This is a genomic window from Desulfobulbus elongatus DSM 2908 (genome assembly GCF_000621145.1).
GTDB lineage: Bacteria > Desulfobacterota > Desulfobulbia > Desulfobulbales > Desulfobulbaceae > Desulfobulbus > Desulfobulbus elongatus.
This window is the reverse complement of sequence record NZ_JHZB01000006.1, coordinates 143,650-162,593: the sequence shown is the minus strand read 5'-3', so window position 1 is coordinate 162,593 and position 18,944 is coordinate 143,650. Positions and strand designations below refer to the sequence as shown.

Here is an 18,944-nt window from a genome sequence, read left to right as displayed (position 1 = left end):
ATCATCACCACCAATATCGACTTCAAGCAACTCGGCGACTACCTCGGGGACCCGGTCATCACCACCGCCACAGTTGACCGGATGATCCACCACTCGATCATTCTCACCGTCAAAGGCCCTTCCTGGCGCCTCCACCAATCACGCCAACTCAACGCCCCCAAATAACGAGAACCACCTTCCCGGCAGGCATCAGGGCTGCGTCGGGCCCGACGCAGCCCTGATGCCTGCCGTCCATCCCATCATTGGGGACCTCTCTGAATCGGTGTGAGATCGCACGCTCATCGAAATCCGGCAACTTCGACGGGGTCAGCAATAATACGCCTAACGGGTCAGTTTTTTATCGGTGGTGACAGTGTGATCAGAGCGGAGGCAAGCAAAGCAATATTCACCAGGCCACAACCCAAGCCGTAGAGCTTTTCTCCTTCGATAAAATCCATGACTTCGGCCAACGTGGGCTGTTGGCTCGGACGCAGGAGCCGCAGGCTGGCCAGGGTCTGTGCGCGTGGTTCCGGCGGTGTGCCGCAGGCGATCTCGACGATGACCATCGGATGGACGAGCACCATGTCCGCTTCAAGCAGCCAAGCGAGCCGTGCATTGCCATATCGGAAATGGTCAACCCAGACAGAGGTATCAACCAGTACGCTCATGGCGTTGATTCTTGCCGTCGGCGCGGCACATCCGCCATCTCAGGGGCTGCCGCTCCCAGGGCGACAAGGCGCTTTGCCGCCTGCACCCGGACAAAGGTTTTGACGGCTTCCCGGAATATTTCTGTTTTCGGGATGTCCGGGCCAGCCATTTCCAGCGCCTGCTCGTAGAGGGCATCGTCAATGGTGATGGTGGTACGCATGGGCTTCCTCGTCAATTGCGATGACAATAAGCATCAAAAACAACATCAATTTACCGCACTCCCTGCACGAATGCAAGCCGGCGGAGCAAGAGAAGGGTCGTCATCTATTGTACGGCAAGGCACCGTGGCGCACGACTTCCACGGAAACAGGTAAAACCCTGCCATCAGATACCCCGCAATTGCTTCCGACGCTTCCGCAATTTCTCCCACGCTTCCTTTTTGTCTTTTTTTACATTGTTTTTATCCCATTTCTCCGTTTTGAACACATCCTGCAGTTTCAGGACGGCAGGCTCAGAGAGTTGATCGATTGTCTCCATGATCTTTTTCACCTGCTCCCATTTCTTCCCGGAATCGCAGCTATGCAAGGCAGCGATCCGCTCCTCTTGTTCCCGCTCTTCCGGGGTGAGACCGATGTCACTCCCCCCTTTTCCGGCAGTGCCGGAACCAACATCCTCTGCGGCACTCCAGGTCATTCCCGAAGGGGTAAGCCATTGCTGAAGATAGCTATCCCAATCCGATTTCCATCTTTTTGGGTTAGCTTCGCGGACCCGTTGCGCCGCCGCCTTAACCCGCTCGCCGACTTCCTGTTGTGCCTGGTGTTCCTGAAGATGTTTATTGTCCATGATCTTCTGGCGCAACGGCCCCCAGTCGGAGATCCGTTCCAAATCCGCCAACAGGCGACGCCAGGGATAAAGACGCTCTTCTTCTTTCTGCCGGCGCTGTTCCTCAGCCTGTCTACGCAGTTCGATATCCTGCGTAACAAGGCACCGAAAATGATCGGTGTTGTTGGTCGTGGACAAGGCAAAGCGCCCGTAGCCGATGGACGTTTTGCTGCCGAAACCCAGTTGGCTGAATGCCCGCTCAAACATGGCGATGACGGACTGTTCGTCCATGACGTCAAAGGGGCGAAAAACGTCGGTGGGTACTAGGCGTTGTCCTTGCTCGGGCAAAGGCGATGCAAAACAACGGAAGACAAATTCGGTTGCCGGAGCGACGGTGAGGAATTTCACTGGAATGGGGTTTTCGGTTTCCAGCGGCCCCTGATCACCCGAATAATACTTGCCGAAATGAGGGTTCATGATATCGGGCTTGATTGTCGGCGTCGAGGCGGGATAGGCATCGAGGAAAACAAGCTGCCCACGGACGCTGTCCGCTTTGCCGGTGTCGGTGTCGCCGAAATAGCGGCGCAGGGTTGCATGATCATCACGAATTTCCAGGTGGTCGGGTTCTTTTTCGCTTGGAACAACAGCACCCGGTTCCGTTTCTGCAATCTCCAGAGCACAGGCCAAACGCAGTACGCCCTTGACCGCACTGGCCGGGATATAGGGCAGGCCGGTGTTGCGGTCGAGGATCATGCCGGTTTCGGTAGGGTGACCGGAGCCCAGCCCGGAGACAAAGGAGCTGAGCAATCGGACGCGGAATTCCCAGACCATGACGCCACGACCGGACTCGGTTTTGAGAATATCGGTTTGGCGGGTGTGGATGGCTTTCAACAAAGCAGAGGCGGTGGGAAGAATATGGTGAGCTTTTCCACTCAACCGTTCAATATCTGGAGCGTACTCATCACGGGGGCCATTTTTCGTTTGTACAACACGAGCAAGGTACTCCGCCTTGAGTTCACCCCCGCTCGGTCGCCAACTTGTCATTCTGGAAAAATACAAAGCGTAATTCACCCCTTTTCCGTTTTCCAACAACTTGGCTTGCCAATCAGGGATCATATTCATTTTTGTCCCCCTTCTTCCTTTTCAAAAGCGCGAACATAGCGCTTCAGCCATTGCAGCATGGCAAGGGCTTCCTGTTGGGCCTGCAAATACTGGTCTTGCTTGAGGCCAGAGAATGACAAAAGAAATTCCATCTCTGGTTGCTTTTTCAGAGCAGGAAATTCCCGAGTCAACCATAGTTTGATGACATCGAAGGTATCCTTGTATTTTTTATCCTTCTTTTTAGAGAACAAAAAAGCCATGGTTTGAGCCAATCCGTTGCTCAATATCATGGTCGGCACACCAACGATAAAATTAGCTGTTTTCTCGTCAACTTGGCCTTTGAAGACCGCAGTAATTTGTTCCAGGGCAAAAGCCGAGCGTTTCTGTTCTTTGGTCTGCATGAGCGTCTCCTTCTCAGAACCAGGTAAGGGAAAAGATACCGCGGCCGAGGGTCTCGTCACCGCCGATTTGTATATGGCCGCTCACCACCTCATCCTGTATATAGCCGCGGATGGCATCTGCCTTGAGGCTCTCTTTGTCGTCGCGCGAATCGCCCCAGAAAAGAATGGTGTACATCAGGGTATCAGCGGGAAGTTCTTCCTGATAGCGGAGCGAACCGTTGCTGGTAGTGCCGGTTTTTTGGTCGATCTTAATCTGGGCCATGACCGAGGTGCAGTGGGAGACACCATAACCGAAGACCTCATCGTGGACCACCAACAGCCGTTCCGCCTCTTGAAAGAAGGGCGTACCTTCGCCGAGAGAGCATGGTTCGGTTGCTGTGACCTCCATGTCTTCCAGAAGGATACGGTCACCCTCTTTGCATAGGCCATTCGCCCATAGGGCCTTGTCGGTGGTTAGTTCCTGAAGGTTTGCAAGATCGATCGTCTTCCGCCCGGTCAGAGCCAGGTCTTGGTTCAATCGCTTCAATACCGCCGGGCAGGTAATCCAAACAAAAGGGGCGACGTTGGAACGCATGGGGAAAGCGAGAATTTTGACGTCACCAACCGTGAGCGAACCGGCGTGGTCATTGTCTCTGGAGTCCGATCCAAAGATCAGTTCGGTTATCTTTTTAAACGCTTCTTCATCGGGTCTGGCTGTTATCGAATTTTTGAACCGGTCAAAATGAGCGCGCAGGGCACCTTTCATACCCGAGGCTTGGATGACCGGCCAGTTGGTGTGGCGCTCGCGTTGAATAGGGAGGTCGACGACGCCGACCGAAGCGCCGCTCCCGGCATGGCAGGGAGTGACAGCATAAAGGCCAAGGATGGATGCAGTATTTTTCATTATTTTCTCCTTATTGAGCCAGGGGGATACAGAGAGAATCGATATTGTGGTTAAACACGGTTCCGGCGGGCAGCCAGGTGGAGGTGGCTTTGTGAAAACCGTTGGCCAGGTCCCAGCCGGCAAGGGTGACCGGTTTTGCCGCAGCAAACACAGCGGACAGGACCTCGTTGGTGAGCTCAACCGGGGCGAGAGTGACAAACAAGGCGGCAGGCATAGCCGGTAGATCTGGGGCCTGGCAACGGATATAGCCGCACACCCGCTGCTCGCCACCCAAATTGAGAAACCCCTTCTCTGCCAGTCCGAGGTTGCGGTCGATGCCGCAGACCATGGTCACTTCCGGTCGCAAGCGGATGTGCCCTGCCGAATAGATGGCGCCTTGCTTCACCTTGCGCTTGCTGTCGATGGCGATACCGGTGCGTGGTTCCACGTCGTAAAGTTCGCCGGGGGCGAGGAGGTCGCCTTCAACGAATTCGGTTGGTGGCGTACGCAGGCAATCCAGCCGCAACCAATGGCCAGCAAGCGGCTGCGCATCAGCGGCTCGGACCATGGGGAGGTTGGTACCGGCTGAGGAGTGCAGGTGAAGCGAATCTGCGGCCCGGTCAGGCTGTGCGGCCCTGAGAATAGTTTGCCCAACCATGGATGGCTGACCGCCTTTGGCCAACTGCCCTGCTTCGACGAACCAGTTCGCTGGACAGGGAACATAGATCGTCTCCCCACGGGCCAGCAAGATGGCGGTGACGCGAAACGGGGCTGGCTGACTGCAAGCGCCGATACCTTCAATGACATCGCTTGCGCAACGGTTAGCCTTATAGTCGGCAAAAGCGATACGGCGTTGTTTGAGCACAGCGGTCCGTAGGGCACCCTGGAGCACGGAAACGGGGGGCGGAAACAGGGCATCCCTGCTTGGTTGCCCTGCTTCCAGGGGCTCAGAGCCTCGAAAAAACAAGGTGTCCGCTGGAGTAATTTGGTACCAAATAGTCATGCATTCCTCCTTGCAGCAGGCAAAGCGAGAAAATGAGCGATGATTGCGGCTTCCGGATTATACCAACCGGGCTGGTTGGAAGTGCCACGCACCATCAACCCAGCCAGGCGACGGGCAAACAGGTTTTTCTCGTCATCTTTGAGCTTTTTCCCGGAATGGCCGACCTCATAGGCGATCAAGCTGACCACCTTGTCCCGGTTCGCCGCTCGGGTTGCTTCGCTGACAACCAACGGTGCGAGGGCCTGTTCCAGGTCGCCCAACCGATACAATAGGCTGCCGCCCATGAGATCGTCGGTAACGCCTCGCATTACTTCCTTAAACGAAGAGAGCAAAGGTTCCGTGCCGGGTGGAGTGCCATTGCTAGCAAAATAGCTATTCTCTTCATCCCATTGCATCCAAAGATCACGGTCGCCACCGGACCGTTTCTTCAAGCGGACGGCGAGAGCGTTACGGCCGGCTCGTTTTTTGGCAATGCCGTCAAGAACGGCATGGGCGTCACGCAACACCTCCCGCAGGGGTGCCTTGTGATGCGCAATGACCACGGCAGCGGAAATGGAAATCTTTTCTGCTTGTCCCAGGTGCATGCCTAGTTTGCCAGCACCGGCCGGGCACTCCCCCCGAACTTCTACTGCGCCGTCAGCGGTATAACGAACAAAGCCCATGGTGTAGGCTTGGCGGATGGCATCAGCCGCTTCCAGAGCTGCATCAAGGGGAAGAATGGCACAAACGTCGTCACCGCCAGCATAGATCAACCGGCCGCCCAGGCGATGGACCACCGGGGCCACACCATAGCGGGCGAAGCTGTTGAGCCCGTCGGAGACAGCCGCATGCAGGGCAGGATTGAGCAGGCGAATATTGTCCATGCGGGGTCGGAGTGCCGAATGGGGGTGAAAGGTGGCCTGCTCGAACCGGGCCTTTAAATCAGGATGCAAGACATCCCCCCAGGTGGCGGTCAGGGTTTTGCCGTTGATCAAATCCCCCATCTTGTCGCCATCCATGAGCAGGAGAGCATAGTATTTGTCGCGGTCGGTGAATCGTATCCCATGCTCCTCCCCCTTTTTCTTAAATGATCGAATCGGGGTAGGGGTATCGTCGTTGGCGTCCTGTTCCTCCAACTCGCTTTCGTGGAGTGATTGCACGACCTGCTCTTTCTCGTCCTCAGTTATCACCTGTTTTTCCAATAAAGCGTGGATATACCGGTCAGCCGCCATTGCAGTCGTGGCTGGGAACTTTTTGGCGTCGGTCAACACTTCAGCCAGGAGTTCCGTCTTGTTTTCGATATTTTTGAGAACTTGAGGCAAAAACCGTTTTACTGCACAGACCGCACAGAGGCGTTCGCTTTTCCCTATCTGGGCGAAACTGTCTCCGCTGTTTTCCTTACCGCGTACGCCGTCCCAAAAATCTTTCACCGCATTTTTGTATTCGACGGCCTTGGTGCTGCCGGCCTGACTGAAATCATGCAACACCTCATGCTCGCCGCAAAGCGGGCACTTTTCCCCCTGCTGTGGTCGCCGGATGCGCGTCGGTTTGAGCTTGGCAGCGGCCAGCACCGATTGCACCAGGGTATGCGATGTTCCATACAAGCGGGCGAGCGTCGCGCCTGTTTGCCCATAGGGTTTGGCAAAGGCGGCAATGGTCTGATATTCGTCCTGCCATTTTTCTTGATGCAGCAGCGAAGCCAGGGGCTCCCGGTCGTCCAAACCGGCCAGGCGGCTGGCGGCATGGTTGAACTGCCAGTAGTCGGCGATCTGGTGTTCAAACAATTCCGCCAGAGTTGCCCCGCCACCGTGTTGTTTAACGAGGTGACCCTTGACCAAGCGGGCTTGGCGAAGCCATTCCTGTTGTATCGCCTCTTCAAGGCGGCGGCAGATGTCACCTACCTGGGACGTTGGGCAGAGAAAGACGAATTTATTGGGAAAGGAGGCGATGGCAGCGCCGTTCTTTCGATGCTGCTGCAAGGCTTCGTCTTGTTCTTCAAGAAACCGTTCCAAGTGAAACGCCTTACCGATCCACGATTCCACCAGTGTTTGATCGTGCAGCGACGGATAGAGGATATGATCCGGTCCCAGGGTATCCGCCACATGGCGGATACCGGCGAAGGCCAGATACGACAGGATCACCGAACCAACCCAGTGGTCGCGCAATTTACGCGCCCGACTGATGAACGGCTGTACCGGCGTGATGGCGAACACCGCCAGCGACAATTCCTTGGCCGGATCGGCTGCCAGGCTGGAACCGATGGCCGAGGTCATGCCCAGATGATGCCACAGAGGATGGTCCGGCATGCGGGAATCGGCCGGGAGCAGGTCCCAAGCCCCGCCAAGGCCACCGACGTCTTTTTGTCGCAGCCGTTTTTTCAAGGCGAAGAAAAAATAAAAATAGAGCGCCCGCGCCCACTGTTCAGGGGTATCATGCCGATCGAAGTAGCCGCTTAAGGGACGCTCCTCCTCGGGGATGGCCCGCAATTGTTCAATAGTCTTGTCCAGACCGAGATCGGATTTCAGCAATTCGCGCAGGGCGGCATGGATTGCGTCAACCTTGACCGGTGGCATACCAAGCCGCAGGGCACGCCCTTTGACGAGCGGATGGGTGACCACGGGGTCGGCACTAAAGTCGATCGCTCCGTTTTGCGCGGAATCGGTATTGAATCCAGGCAATGCCGCCCTAGTCAGGCCGGCGGCAATCATGTCGGCGTTCTGGTAAGTGTCCTTGGACGGGGTGGTCACGTGCAGCAGTTCAGCCAGGTCAGCCGCCAGGGATTCATGCCGCCGGATGTCGAATATCTTATGCACCGGGTCATGCAGCCACAGCGAGAGTTTATGCTGCCAGTAGTTGTCGTGTGTCATTGCGCACCCCCGCAGCGATGGAATTGTTTGTTGGCGTCGAGTCGGGCGTGGATTTTTTTCCAGATATCGAGTTCCTGGCCCAAACCGTTATTCCATTTTTTGGGCAATTTATGGGGTAGATGGAGTATTCGGCCGACCAATTGATCGTTTAAATTCCGTTTGACCATAAGCCGAAGCTGGGAGGGCATGCGGCCTTCATTGCCGCCCCAGTCCCTGTCAGAGACGGCATGATTCGTCACTGGATAACCGAGTATGTGCCTCTCTTGCAGCCCTTGCGGTTTGATGTTGATTCCTGTCCGTAAGTTCATGTACATCTCAGCCAGAGTTTTCATGGTCGTCTTCCAATCATTCCCGAGTGGATGGGTCTCCCAACACAGAATACCTTCGCCGTCACTACCCAAGGAAGCCGGATACGGTTTTCCTTGTTCAGGATCAAGCAAGCGAGAGACGGCAACCGCGGCAAAGGCCCGGGTATCTTTCCGCTGAAACACATCTCCTGAAAACGAAACTGATCCCCAACCATTTCTGGACCTGGAACCAAACGTACCAAAGGCATCGACGTATTCCAGAATCTCACGCAGATCAGCCTCGTTGAGTTTCGGAAACGAGATATCAAGTTTAGCCTTGCTCCCTGGGGCGATGTATCTTTTTGTTTCTGTCTGACCTCCTTTGTAGGTGATCGGTCCGAAACCCAAATACAAAGCATTGGAAACCTTCATGCCACCCTTGACTTCCGGGTGCGATGTTTTACCAAAATCAACCTCCTGCCCGGAAAATGAAAAATCTCCTTCAACCGGAGTCAGCATGAGACGCACCCTGCTTGCGCTGGCCTTACTGTCGTCCAACACCGAGCCAAACAGATCGCCTTCCGCCGTCAACATCTCCTTTACATCCTTTTTTTTGCTTCCAACTGCCACCCGCCACCACTGACGGAGCAAATTCTTGAAGGGTGCGGTCCGCAATTCTGCGTTCTGATCCGCGCCGCCCAGAAAGGTCGGGGTGAGAAACTCGACGGTCAGGTGCAGGGTTGTCGTGTTGTAGTATCTGGTGATGATCACGTTTTCACCTCCTGTTTCACGAAATCAGTCGTTGTTCGACCAACTGGGTTATGATAGTGTCGAGGGTGGTCAAATCTTCTTTTCCTTGTTGTTCCACATCCTGTTGAGCTTCAGCTTTTGCCGTCCAGGCATGGTCAAAGCCGTTTCTTGTGTCGACTAACGGTTTGACGATTCGCCTTAATTGCGGTTCAACCCCAACATCCTGCAATGTATTAAACCAAGGCATCAGTATTTCCTTATCTGTGGCAGCTTGATCGCTAAACCGCCAATTATCCTGTGCGTATTGCATCAGGTTGACAAAAACCTCGGCAAACCTGCTTCTGTATTTCCTGCCATCGGCACAAGACATTTGTTTGCTGTATTTTCCGCTTAATCCAATCATGCCGATCGATCCGACCAACTCCCGCATGGCGGTGAAGGCCTGCATGAACAGGCGGTGTTCGAGCAGTACCCGGATAATCTCCAGTTGGCTCCTGAAATAGGCCTGATCGTAACGGCCGCTGGTCGGAACAGACAGCGTGCTGAATTTGTTCCAAACCAGATCAAGCATCACCCGAGCGGAACCGGAGGTCTTTGTTCGGGCCTGTTCGACTCGTTCCAGGGCAGCCTCAACCTTCTTGCCGATGTTGTTGACATCGACATTGCGGATGCAGTCGGTCATTTCCGCAAACGCGTCAATCAGGTGCTCGTTCGCCAGTGGTTGTAACGACTCCACTTCGGTATTTTTCGCCAACTCTCCCAATTTACGGGCATCGGCGTCATCGGCGAGCCGGGCCACGGCCTCGGCCCAGTCGTTGATCACGTAAAAATCACGCATGTCGACGATGGGATGCTCCTTGTCGGGCTCCTCCTTGTCCCACCAAGCATAAAGGGCGTGTGCCAGTTTGATGTCCTTTGCCCGGCGCAAGAAACCAATCGCGCTGGAAAAGACAATGGGAACGGACCGAAAGCCATGGGTAAAGTCAATGATCAGAGTATCCCCCTGATCTATATACCTCAGAAGTTGCTCAAACCACTTCCATTGATTAGGAGCGGTCATTTCTTCAGGGACGAGAACGCCGGGAGGGAATGGGTCCGGTACTGTTCGCAGGTGTAACCGCATTTCCTCTTCAAGAACAGGAAGCTGTTTGCGGGATTTCTCCGTACAAAAAAGGATTAACCTTTCGACGGGTTCTTCCGCTGTCTTTTGCTCTTCTAGAAATTTGAGAATAGCTGTCTGTGCGAAACGAACATCCACGATTATGTCCGACCTTTTCGTCCAACAATATTTAGCTTTGGAGTACGGCCCTGTCCCCAAAAAACTCACGAATACCTTTGCCATGGATTGCTCCTGTTGTTGTGATGAACGGCAACCGCTCAATGTGTATCAATTCCATTCCATCGTCATCTTCCCCAACCCGAACACGGTCTGTTTGCCGAGGTTGACCCGGCCGGCATATTCGAGCAGGGGCACAAACTCGTTCAGATCCCCACGGTATTCGGTGGTGCCGATCAGGCCGCTCAGGGAAACTTTCTGTTGTTGGCGGTTGCTGAAGCGCAGCGTCTCGTGCCAGCGAATCGTGGAGGCGGTGGTTTCAACCTGCTCGGCCCGGCGGACCAGGCCGCTGTAGTCCAAGGCCGGTTCGCCTTGACCGTAGGCTGTTTCCAGGGCCGCAATTCGGCGCAGGGCAGCCCGAATAAGGACGTGAAAGGGCAGGTCCTTTTGCAGCGAGTCGCCTTGTTTCAGCCGCAAGGGGGTATCCAAGGTGCAACGCAACGTGTGCACCGGTTCTTCAGGAGGCTCAGCCAATCCCAACTCAACGGTTGTCGGTGGGTGATGCAACCGTCCGCTGTGATCGTCGAAAATAAATGTGGCGCCATCATCGATTTTCTCGAGAACAAAACGTCCCAGCCCGTTCCGGGTCGCCGCGCCGATACCGACCTCGCCCATCTGCTGCACGCTATAGACGATATGGGGGAGGAAATCGATACTCCGGCCGATGAGCAGCAATTCGAAGGACCATTCCCCACAAGGCTGTCGTTGGCCGCTGGTGTTGTTTCCCGGCTGAAGAACATAGGGGTGCGGCCGGGCATTGACCTGACGGCCAGCGGTGTCCCTGTAGCGTTCAGTTTCGAAAATCCAGGCGTAGGCACAGCGCTGCCGCAGAATACAGACCCCGCAATCCTGATTTTTCAGGGCGCAACTGCTCTTCTTCAGTGCCCAGCCGAAAGCGCCGCGCAAGGCTGAACCGAGATACTCCGGCAATCGGGCCTCGGTGGTCCAACGGCAATGAAAAGTAAAATGGTGCAAAGGGATAGTCATGGTTCCTCGCTCATTCCTTGTTCCCGGAGCGGCAAAGTATTCACTCCCCATACCGCCGGAAGCGGACATGGTCGAAGGTGTGCTCCAGCCTGACCCGGCCGTCGCCGAGATGCTCTTCGTGGGCATGGCGTTCGGTGGTGGCGTAGACCGGGATGAGATTGCGTTCCAGGGCAAAGCGGACCATCAGGTAACAGGCCCCGAAATCTCCTTGAATCAAAAGATAATCTCCCGGTTGGGCGCGATCGGCCAACCAGTCGCGCATGGGCTGCAACCAGAGGCGCAGGCTCGGTTCTTCCGGGGGGATATTGGCCCAGCGGCGGCGCAGCTCCAGCGGTGGTTCCAGAATGGCATCCACCCCCAACTCGCGGCGGGCGCTTTCCTGTTGAATGAGGGTGAAGGTGTGATTGAACATCAAAAAAAGTCGGGGCATATCGTGCTGTTCCTGTTCAGTTATCCGGTTGGTACGGGGCATCCGCGTTGTTTGTTTCTGCTTTCCCTTACGGGCAGGTTTTTTCTTTTTTGAACGCACCCTGTCTTTTTATCGATAACTGAACGGAAAATAACGGCCGGGGTCGGCCAACACTTCTTCCAGGATCTGCACCGGAGTCGTCGCATCCATGAGCGGTTGAAAATGCGGTCGATGCAACAGGCCGCTTGTCCGTATTTTTTGTACGATTTCAGCGCAAACCGACCCTATCCCGGCATCGCCGGGATACAGGTCGTTGAGAACAGCCAAAGGCATCAGGGCCATGGGCACCATGGTTATCCCCCCGGCCCTGCAGGCGTCGACCGAACGATGGAGCAGCGCCGCGCCCTGGTCGTGCAGGCCGGCGGCATTGAACAGTTGCCCGAGATTGCAGGCGGTCAGCTGCCAGGGGTGCGACAGTCGACCGGGGAGCATGGCGGCCAGAGAGCGGCACCAGTCCGGTTGCGGCCAGAGATTGCCGGTATGGGTCAGTTCCACCAGCAGGCGACAGACGGTAGCGGTCTGAAACGGGGTATGCTCCGTTGGTCGCCGCCAGAGGCACAGCATCGCATCGATCCACTGTTGGGGACCACCCCCGGCAGGCGTACCCAGGTAACGGTTGAGCAGTTTCATCGCCTCACTGTACTGAGCGCCATCCAGAAGGCTGTAGATCTGGTAGGCCAGCAGCCGCAGACTTTCCCGGCGGTATTTCCGGCCAAAAGCTTCCTCCGCCTTGTGAATGCAGTCGGCAAACTGTGGTCGACAGGCAGGCCCGCAGAACCCATAATTCTGGGCCAGGGTGCCGTACATGGCCCCAAGGACGCGATTATCGCGCTGAGCGATCCCGTATAGGCGCTGTTCGATATCGAGACACTCGACAAAATCTCCTGGCGGCTCGGGTCGAAAATCGTAGCGGTTGAACCGGGCGGTGACGAAAGCGTGGTTGGCGTAATCGACCTTTTCCACTCCTTTAGTCGCTGAGAACTCCAAGGTCTGAGCCAGATCGATCCAGGCCCGGCTGTCGGCCACGGCACCATTGCGATTGGCGCAGGCGATCCGGGACACGCACCAGCGATGGGCGACCAAGGCCTCTTCGTCGGAATCTTGCCGGGCTATGGCGGATATCTCCTCCGGGCTGAACAGGTCGGCAATAACGGCGGCCCGTTCGGGATCGTCGTGACAATCGGCCAGGCAACGGCCGAGCACAGGGAACAACCGGTGCCGCTCATTTCCGATCCGGGCGAGCAGTTTCCGACCGGCAGCAAAGGACAGCAACCCCAAAGGCAACGATTTGAACCGCTCAAGAAACAGGCGGGGATTGGCCAGGCAGGCGCGAAAAAGGATGATTTTCCCCGCATCGGCCCCTTCTTGGACACAGTCGAGAGCAAAGACGGCCTGTTCCAGATCCGCGCAGCGGACCACCTTGGCATCCGGGATGAGTTCAAGCAGGCCGGTGTCCGGATACATCAGCATTTTCATGTCCTGGCCCACTCTGCCGTATTTCAGCACCTCTCCGGCAATATTATGGATGCGGCCGGCAACCGATAGGCCGCCGCTGGCATAGACGCCTTCCGGCCAGCGCTTGCCCCGATCCAGAAGCAGCATGCCCAGGGCCAACGAAAGCGCCAGGGAACCACCGGTCAGCGGCGGCTCGTCGGGATGCTGGAGCGTCACGGCAAGGAACCCGTAGTCCGGTGACTGCAGGTCGTGCCCGATGGCTGTCTGGGCCGTGATAGCGGCCTCCAGGCTGCTCGCTTGCGGTTGAGGATCGCCGATGAAGGAGAATCCCTGCCATCCCGGCATGTGTCCGAGCAGCATCCAAACGATCGAAGCCGTTGCTCCCCGGCAGGTGAGAATGGGCAAGCAGCACCAACGGGCCTGAAACAATGTCTCCTCAGTACAGCCGGGACAGATTGCAGTGGCGTCCTGCGGAAGTTGGCCGGGGTGCGGTCGGGCAGTTTCCGGCAGGGCCAGGGAGGAAAGCAGATGACGATGGAACAAAGGAAGAAGTCCGTGGTGCCGGGCCAGGGTGCGGAGCTCTTCGAGCAGGGAGACCGAAGGCAAAGGAACCGGACAGGGCCGACGAAGATGGCGGCCGGCAATCAATGCGTCTTGGCGAAAAAAGACGAGGAGTTCCTGCCAGTGGTTTTTCTCAGTCACTTCCTCCCCCTTCCTCCCGGAGAATGCGAACAACGAGATGACCGGGTTGCGTTGCCTGTTCGGGAGTCAAGGGAAAAGCCGCCCAAAAAAGGAGATTGTCGTGCCCTGCATGTTCGGGCAAAGGTTCGATCAACTGACCACCGGTGTGCCAACGAAAGAGCCAGGCGCGAGAACCTGAGGGAAGCGATGCGATCGATCCGGTGACAGTTAAAAGGTTGTCGGCATATTCGCAGAACGATACCGAGAGCGGCACAACCTCGGCCGCCGTCAGACGGCCGTACTCCAGGGTGAAGACCAGGGCAGGGACGATCTCCGTGTCAGCGGCGGCCAATGGCAGATGTTTCGGGTCCGGTTCGGCCCAAAACAGCAAATCAACCACTGAGGCGGCGGAAAGGTCGACCAATGGGAATCGGACAGGCAGGCTGTGCAGATCCCGCCGTATTGTGCCATTGTCGATCCCGGCCGGAAAAGGGATGGAGGCACGTTCATGTCTGGCCAGCAATTGGTCAACGGACCGGCTGCTGAAGAAAAAACCGGTTTCGACCTCCATTTGCCGAAAAAACCAGAGCAGCGATCCCGGCAGGGGGGAGAATCGGCCCTGATCGATTTGCCGGCGCACCATCTCGGCCACCAGCGCATCAACCGTTCCCAGATGCAGTCCGAGGTCCTGTCGCATCAGGGTGTAACAATTCCAGGGTTGCGCGAAGCCGGCGAAACCGCCCCCCAGGGCGATGTCATCCGGCCCGGCGAGATCCGGGTCCCCATACGTCTGGCAGACAAAGACCGAATGGGCGTCTGTCAGGGAGAGCACCAGGACGACTGGCGGGTTGTAATATCTCGCCTTCGGTCCCCAACCGGCCAGTTGCAAGTCAAGTGCATATAATTGTCCTGAGCCGAGCGGCGTTTCCGCGGGACAGCAGGCATCTTCTTCCGGAATCGGGCACAGGGGCAACTCCATGGCCGCCCGGCACCAGGGACAGATTTCGAGATGCTCGCGCAAGCGGTTATCGGGCGGCTTAACCAGTAGACGATCAGGTGGACAGCATCGCAGGCGCCATGCCTGCTGCCAGGCCGGATGATCGTCGAGGCGGAAAGGGAGTGATTCCATTGTTCTCGAAACAGAAAAAGTAGGCTCGGGCCCTGTCTGTTGTTACGGACAGAACAGGCTGTTTTTACATAACCGCTTCATTTCCTCGATAAATGAAAGTGCGACTTCCTCGGGCAGTTCGGACAGTGGCACGCCTGGCCAGTTGCCGATGAACCGCTGCAGGGAATGCAATGCTTTCTGCTGCAGGGCATAGGCACGATTATGATTGGCCAGCCCCAGGCGTTCGGCGATGGCTTCATATTGAACCGGCGGATCGGCAAGGCGCAAAACGAATACCTGTCGCTGTTCCGCCGGCCAGGTCGCAATCAATTGGGCGGCCAAGGACACGACGGATTGCAGTCCATTGATACGCTGCAAATGTTCCTCAGGGGTTTCCCGTTCATCGACAAGCTGGTCGACACAATCCCACTCTGTTCCCTCCTGGCGCTGAGGCTTGTTCAACCAGGGATGATGGTCGGCGAGGTATCGGCATAATGCGCGGATAGGCAGCGCAAGTGGTTCGGTTTCGTCTTGCATGGCCTGATGCCAAAAAAAATCGGCTGTGTCCAGGAGCCACTTTTCCGAAAACAGATATTTTTCCGCTGTCTGCCCGGTGGCCGGAGGAGGTGGGAGAAACTGGGCATACCCGGTCGAATGTTCCTCTTCCGACCCAATATTGGGTCGCACATGCTCCGCCACGCTTCTGGTCGGGTAGTAGTAGAGGTAGCCCCTCCGATTACGAATTACCACAAAACGCCCCGGGTTATGCTGGAGAATCTCCCGCAAACGACGGTACAGATATCCTCGCGGGTTGTGGTTTTTGCTTCGTGCGATTTCGCGGCGATGCCAGATGAATCGTCCCCAGGCCAGTTCGAGAACCCGGCGATACTGCGCAGAACGGATGAGGAGAATCTGTTCAGGAGAGAGTTTTGCCGCATCTAAATAACTGTCGACAAGAAAGAGCAGAAATTCGTGGCACAGGTCTTCCGGGTCATCGGCGCGGATAATGCCGGCACTCTCTTCAGACCGGCTTTTGGCATGCACGAAACGGGCAAGAAAGGCATACGTTTCCGATGTCTCCAACCATCGACGGAAGATGCTCACCAACTGGCCGGAGGATACTGTCATTTTTCAACCCTCTCGTCATGGATACAGGTGTCAGGGACCTGACCGTGGAAGCGAAGGTATTTTTGAAAACGATGATCCAGGGGAACGGTGAACCGATATTGCTCGATCAGGAACGAATCCCGGTCCATGACATTCGGTGTCATCTCGAGTTTACACCCGGAGGCTATATAACGGTGCTTTCGTCGATCCCCCTTCGACGAACAGGGACACATCAGGTGCCCCGTATTCCTGGCCTGCAGAAGAAAGACGGGATGCGTGGTTTTATCTTTGCGCAGTGTTGCCGGAAAAGAACCGGTGCATTGCCTGAGTTCCTTGTCAGCCACACCGGTAAAAAACATGTGATTCTGCCACTGTGTAGGAGGCAGAGAGCGGATAGAGTTGCCGAGAACGCTAAGATCGGGTTGACGAAGACATCGAATGAGGTCGGAGGCAGACTTTGAATTCACGGTGGTTGATCAAGAAAATATCTACGTTATCATACTTGCAGCTCTTGTTATTGTTAAAGAAATTTTGACTCAATCGACAAAATACAGATGCCTGTCAGCGGGAAGGGGCATCTCAACCCGTTGGGAAAACCGATGCTTCCGGCCGTCGATGGATTGCTTCGGACCGGGCCGGACAACAAAAAACCCGCAATTCTGCACGAATTGCGGGTTTTTATATATGCCGGACAACTCCGGACTGAGAAATGGTGGCGATGCAGGGACTTGAACCCCGGACACTACGGATATGAGCCGTATGCTCTAACCGGCTGAGCTACATCGCCAGTATCTGAAAAGCCGGGTGGCTTGGACGCGCCAATATTCTAGATTTCCCGTTGTTTGTCAACAAGAAAACTCCCGCCCGGCAAGGGTTGGCGCCACACTGAAAAACAATGCCCTTTCCCACGAAAAATCCGCAGGAAAGGGCACTTTGCACAGCACCCGGTACCGAGTACCGGACATCAGGTGGCAGGACTTACATCATGCCGCCCATGCCACCCATGCCACCCATGCCACCCATACCGCCAGGAGGCATACCGGCAGCGCCGGCACCCTTGTCTTCCTCGGGCATCTCGGCGATCATGCACTCGGTGGTCAGCAACAGGCCGGAAACAGAGGCGGCGTTCTGCAGAGCGGAACGGGTCACCTTGGCCGGGTCGATGACGCCGGCCTCGATCAGGTCCTCATATTTCTCGGTGGCGGCGTTGAAGCCCATGGGACCTTCCAGGTTCTTGACATGCTCGACGATGACCGAGCCTTCGCAGCCGGCGTTGGTGGCGATCTGACGAACCGGCTCCTCGAGGGCGCGGCGGATGATGTTCCGTCCCAGGGCCTGCTCACCTTCGATCTTGAGGGTATCGAGGACCTTGAGGCAGCGCAGGTAGGCCACGCCGCCGCCGGGAACAACGCCCTCCTCCACCGCGGCACGGGTGGCGTTCAGCGCATCCTCGACGCGAGCCTTCTTCTCCTTCATCTCGACCTCGGTGGCGGCACCGACATTGATCACCGCCACTCCGCCGATCAGCTTGGCCAGCCGCTCCTGCAGCTTCTCGCGGTCATAATCGGAGGTGGTGTCCTCGATCTGGGCGCGGATCTGCTTGACCCGGGCGGCCAGTTTCTCCTTGTCGCCGGCGCCGTCGATGATGGTGGTGTTGTCCTTGTCGATCACCACGCGCTTGGCGGTGCCCAGGTCGTTGATGGTGACGTTCTCGAGCTTGATGCCGAGGTCTTCGGTGATCACCTGGCCGCCGGTGAGGATGGCGATGTCTTCGAGCATGGCCTTGCGGCGGTCACCGAAGCCGGGGGCCTTGACCGCGGCGACGTTGAGGGTGCCGCGCAGCTTGTTGACCACCAGAGTGGCCAGGGCCTCGCCGTCCACGTCCTCGGCGATGATGCACAGCGGTTTGCCCATCTTGGCCACGGACTCGAGGATCGGCAGCAGGTCCTTCATGCTGGAGATCTTCTTCTCGTTGATCAGGATCAGCGGCTCGTCCATGCTGACTTCCATCCGCTCCGGATCGGTGACGAAGTAGGGGGAAAGGTAGCCGCGGTCGAACTGCATGCCCTCGACCACATCCAGCGAGGTCTCCATGGACTTGGCCTCTTCCACGGTGATGACGCCTTCCTTGCCGACCTTGTCCATGGCCTCGGCAATGATGTTGCCGATGGTCTCGTCGTTGTTGGCGGAGATGGTGCCGACCTGGGCGATCTCCTTCTGCTCCTTGGTCGGGCTGGCGATCTTGCCCAACTCGGCAACCACGGCGGCGACCGAGGCATCGATGCCGCGCTTGATTTCCATCGGGTTGGAACCGGCGGCCACCAACTTGGCGCCTTCGGTGTAGATGGCCTGGGCGAGAACGGTGGCGGTGGTGGTGCCGTCACCGGCGACGTCCGAGGTCTTGGAAGCGACTTCCTTGACCATCTGGGCGCCCATGTTCTCGAACTTGTCCTTCAGTTCGATCTCCTTGGCCACGGTGACGCCGTCCTTGGTGATGACGGGCGCGCCGAAGGATTTCTCGATCAATACATTGCGTCCCTTGGGCCCGAGGGTCACCTTGACAGCGTTTGCCAGGGTGTTGACACCGGTCAGCATCTTTTCCCGAGCCTTGGCACCATACTTCAGATCTTTTGCAGCCATTCTATTGTCTCCTCAATAATTCGTTTGGATGGATTCCTTTTTCTTACGCCTGTACCACACCAAGGATATCATCCTCGCGCATTATCAGAAAATCCTCGCCGTCCAGCTTCACCTCGGTGCCGCCGTATTTGGAGAACAGCACACGATCGCCCACCGCCAGATCAATGGCGACGCGCTCACCGGCGTCGTTGCGCTTGCCGGGACCGATGGCGACGATTTCACCCTCGGCCGGTTTTTCCTTGGCCGAATCGGGAATAATGATGCCGCCGGCAGTTTTTTCCTCTCCTTCCAATCGCTTGACCAGGATACGGTCATTCAATGGACGAATTTTCATGAACACTCCTCCTTCTTTGTTTTGTTGTGAGCATTGAAATGAAAACGTTTGAACCGATGGGGGTAGTTTGAGGTCCGACGGTCGGTTCAAACCGCATTGTTGGACGAAAACGAAGCTTCGGTCTTCAA

The 18,944-nt window shown here is 56.5% G+C and carries 18 protein-coding genes and 1 tRNA gene; 1 reads left to right on the top strand and 18 read right to left on the bottom strand.

Annotated elements, in window-relative coordinates; genetic code table 11:
• Complete coding sequence (locus Q362_RS24965) at window positions 1–165, top strand: ATP-binding protein (RefSeq protein WP_084312695.1); 165 nt, start codon at window positions 1–3, stop codon at window positions 163–165.
• Between the two features lie 164 nt (window positions 166–329).
• Here Q362_RS24965 and Q362_RS19250 read toward each other — a convergent pair whose 3' ends face one another.
• The 18 genes from Q362_RS19250 to groES form a co-directional block, all read right to left on the bottom strand.
• Window positions 330–647, bottom strand: coding sequence for a type II toxin-antitoxin system VapC family toxin (locus Q362_RS19250; protein ID WP_211248448.1), 318 nt, complete (start codon window positions 645–647; stop codon window positions 330–332).
• Entirely contained in the window at window positions 644–847 is a 204-nt protein-coding gene (locus Q362_RS0105345) for a type II toxin-antitoxin system VapB family antitoxin (protein WP_028317847.1), read from the bottom strand. Before Q362_RS0105345 ends, Q362_RS19250 begins: the two co-directional genes overlap by 4 nt.
• Before the next feature lie 164 nt (window positions 848–1,011).
• On the bottom strand, window positions 1,012–2,571 hold the full coding sequence (gene cmr6 / locus Q362_RS0105340) for a type III-B CRISPR module RAMP protein Cmr6 (protein ID WP_028317846.1): 1,560 nt from the start codon (window positions 2,569–2,571) through the stop codon (window positions 1,012–1,014).
• Window positions 2,568–2,951 carry a type III-B CRISPR module-associated protein Cmr5 gene (gene cmr5, locus Q362_RS0105335; RefSeq protein WP_028317845.1) on the bottom strand — a complete coding sequence of 128 codons (384 nt, stop codon included), beginning with the start codon at window positions 2,949–2,951 and terminating at the stop codon, window positions 2,568–2,570. Before cmr5 ends, cmr6 begins: the two co-directional genes overlap by 4 nt.
• A gap of 13 nt (window positions 2,952–2,964) precedes the next feature.
• Complete coding sequence (gene cmr4 / locus Q362_RS19245; RefSeq protein ID WP_035215682.1) at window positions 2,965–3,834, bottom strand: type III-B CRISPR module RAMP protein Cmr4; 870 nt, start codon at window positions 3,832–3,834, stop codon at window positions 2,965–2,967.
• A gap of 10 nt (window positions 3,835–3,844) precedes the next feature.
• Window positions 3,845–4,816 carry a type III-B CRISPR module-associated Cmr3 family protein gene (locus tag Q362_RS0105325; RefSeq protein WP_028317844.1) on the bottom strand — a complete coding sequence of 324 codons (972 nt, stop codon included), beginning with the start codon at window positions 4,814–4,816 and terminating at the stop codon, window positions 3,845–3,847.
• Entirely contained in the window at window positions 4,813–7,662 is a 2,850-nt protein-coding gene (gene cas10, locus Q362_RS0105320; protein ID WP_028317843.1) for a type III-B CRISPR-associated protein Cas10/Cmr2, read from the bottom strand. The genes Q362_RS0105325 and cas10 overlap by 4 nt, the downstream gene beginning before the upstream one ends.
• Entirely contained in the window at window positions 7,659–8,720 is a 1,062-nt protein-coding gene (locus tag Q362_RS0105315) for an RAMP superfamily CRISPR-associated protein (protein ID WP_028317842.1), read from the bottom strand. The genes cas10 and Q362_RS0105315 overlap by 4 nt, the downstream gene beginning before the upstream one ends.
• Before the next feature lie 16 nt (window positions 8,721–8,736).
• Window positions 8,737–10,041 (bottom strand): TIGR02221 family CRISPR-associated protein, encoded by a 1,305-nt coding sequence (gene csx2 / locus Q362_RS0105310; protein WP_028317841.1) that lies wholly within the window; start codon window positions 10,039–10,041, stop codon window positions 8,737–8,739.
• Between the two features lie 45 nt (window positions 10,042–10,086).
• The gene (gene cas6 / locus Q362_RS19240; protein ID WP_035215679.1) at window positions 10,087–11,022 is read right to left on the bottom strand and encodes a CRISPR system precrRNA processing endoribonuclease RAMP protein Cas6; all 936 of its coding nucleotides are present in this window, start codon (window positions 11,020–11,022) and stop codon (window positions 10,087–10,089) included.
• Between the two features lie 40 nt (window positions 11,023–11,062).
• Window positions 11,063–11,452 (bottom strand): CRISPR-associated protein Csx20, encoded by a 390-nt coding sequence (csx20, locus tag Q362_RS0105300; RefSeq protein ID WP_028317840.1) that lies wholly within the window; start codon window positions 11,450–11,452, stop codon window positions 11,063–11,065.
• 108 nt (window positions 11,453–11,560) lie between these two features.
• Complete coding sequence (locus Q362_RS0105295) at window positions 11,561–13,648, bottom strand: hypothetical protein (RefSeq protein ID WP_157469902.1); 2,088 nt, start codon at window positions 13,646–13,648, stop codon at window positions 11,561–11,563.
• Complete coding sequence (locus tag Q362_RS0105290) at window positions 13,641–14,279, bottom strand: hypothetical protein (RefSeq protein ID WP_169737363.1); 639 nt, start codon at window positions 14,277–14,279, stop codon at window positions 13,641–13,643. Before Q362_RS0105290 ends, Q362_RS0105295 begins: the two co-directional genes overlap by 8 nt.
• A gap of 519 nt (window positions 14,280–14,798) precedes the next feature.
• Window positions 14,799–15,863 carry an RNA polymerase sigma factor gene (locus Q362_RS23455; protein WP_157469898.1) on the bottom strand — a complete coding sequence of 355 codons (1,065 nt, stop codon included), beginning with the start codon at window positions 15,861–15,863 and terminating at the stop codon, window positions 14,799–14,801.
• Window positions 15,860–16,201 carry a hypothetical protein gene (locus Q362_RS23450; protein WP_157469896.1) on the bottom strand — a complete coding sequence of 114 codons (342 nt, stop codon included), beginning with the start codon at window positions 16,199–16,201 and terminating at the stop codon, window positions 15,860–15,862. Before Q362_RS23450 ends, Q362_RS23455 begins: the two co-directional genes overlap by 4 nt.
• 351 nt (window positions 16,202–16,552) lie before the next feature.
• A tRNA-Met gene (locus Q362_RS0105265) sits at window positions 16,553–16,629 on the bottom strand.
• A gap of 191 nt (window positions 16,630–16,820) precedes the next feature.
• Window positions 16,821–18,482 (bottom strand): chaperonin GroEL, encoded by a 1,662-nt coding sequence (groL, locus tag Q362_RS0105260; RefSeq protein ID WP_028317834.1) that lies wholly within the window; start codon window positions 18,480–18,482, stop codon window positions 16,821–16,823.
• A 43-nt stretch (window positions 18,483–18,525) separates the two neighbouring features.
• Window positions 18,526–18,816 (bottom strand): co-chaperone GroES, encoded by a 291-nt coding sequence (gene groES, locus Q362_RS0105255; protein WP_028317833.1) that lies wholly within the window; start codon window positions 18,814–18,816, stop codon window positions 18,526–18,528.
• Window positions 18,817–18,944 lie beyond the last annotated feature (128 nt).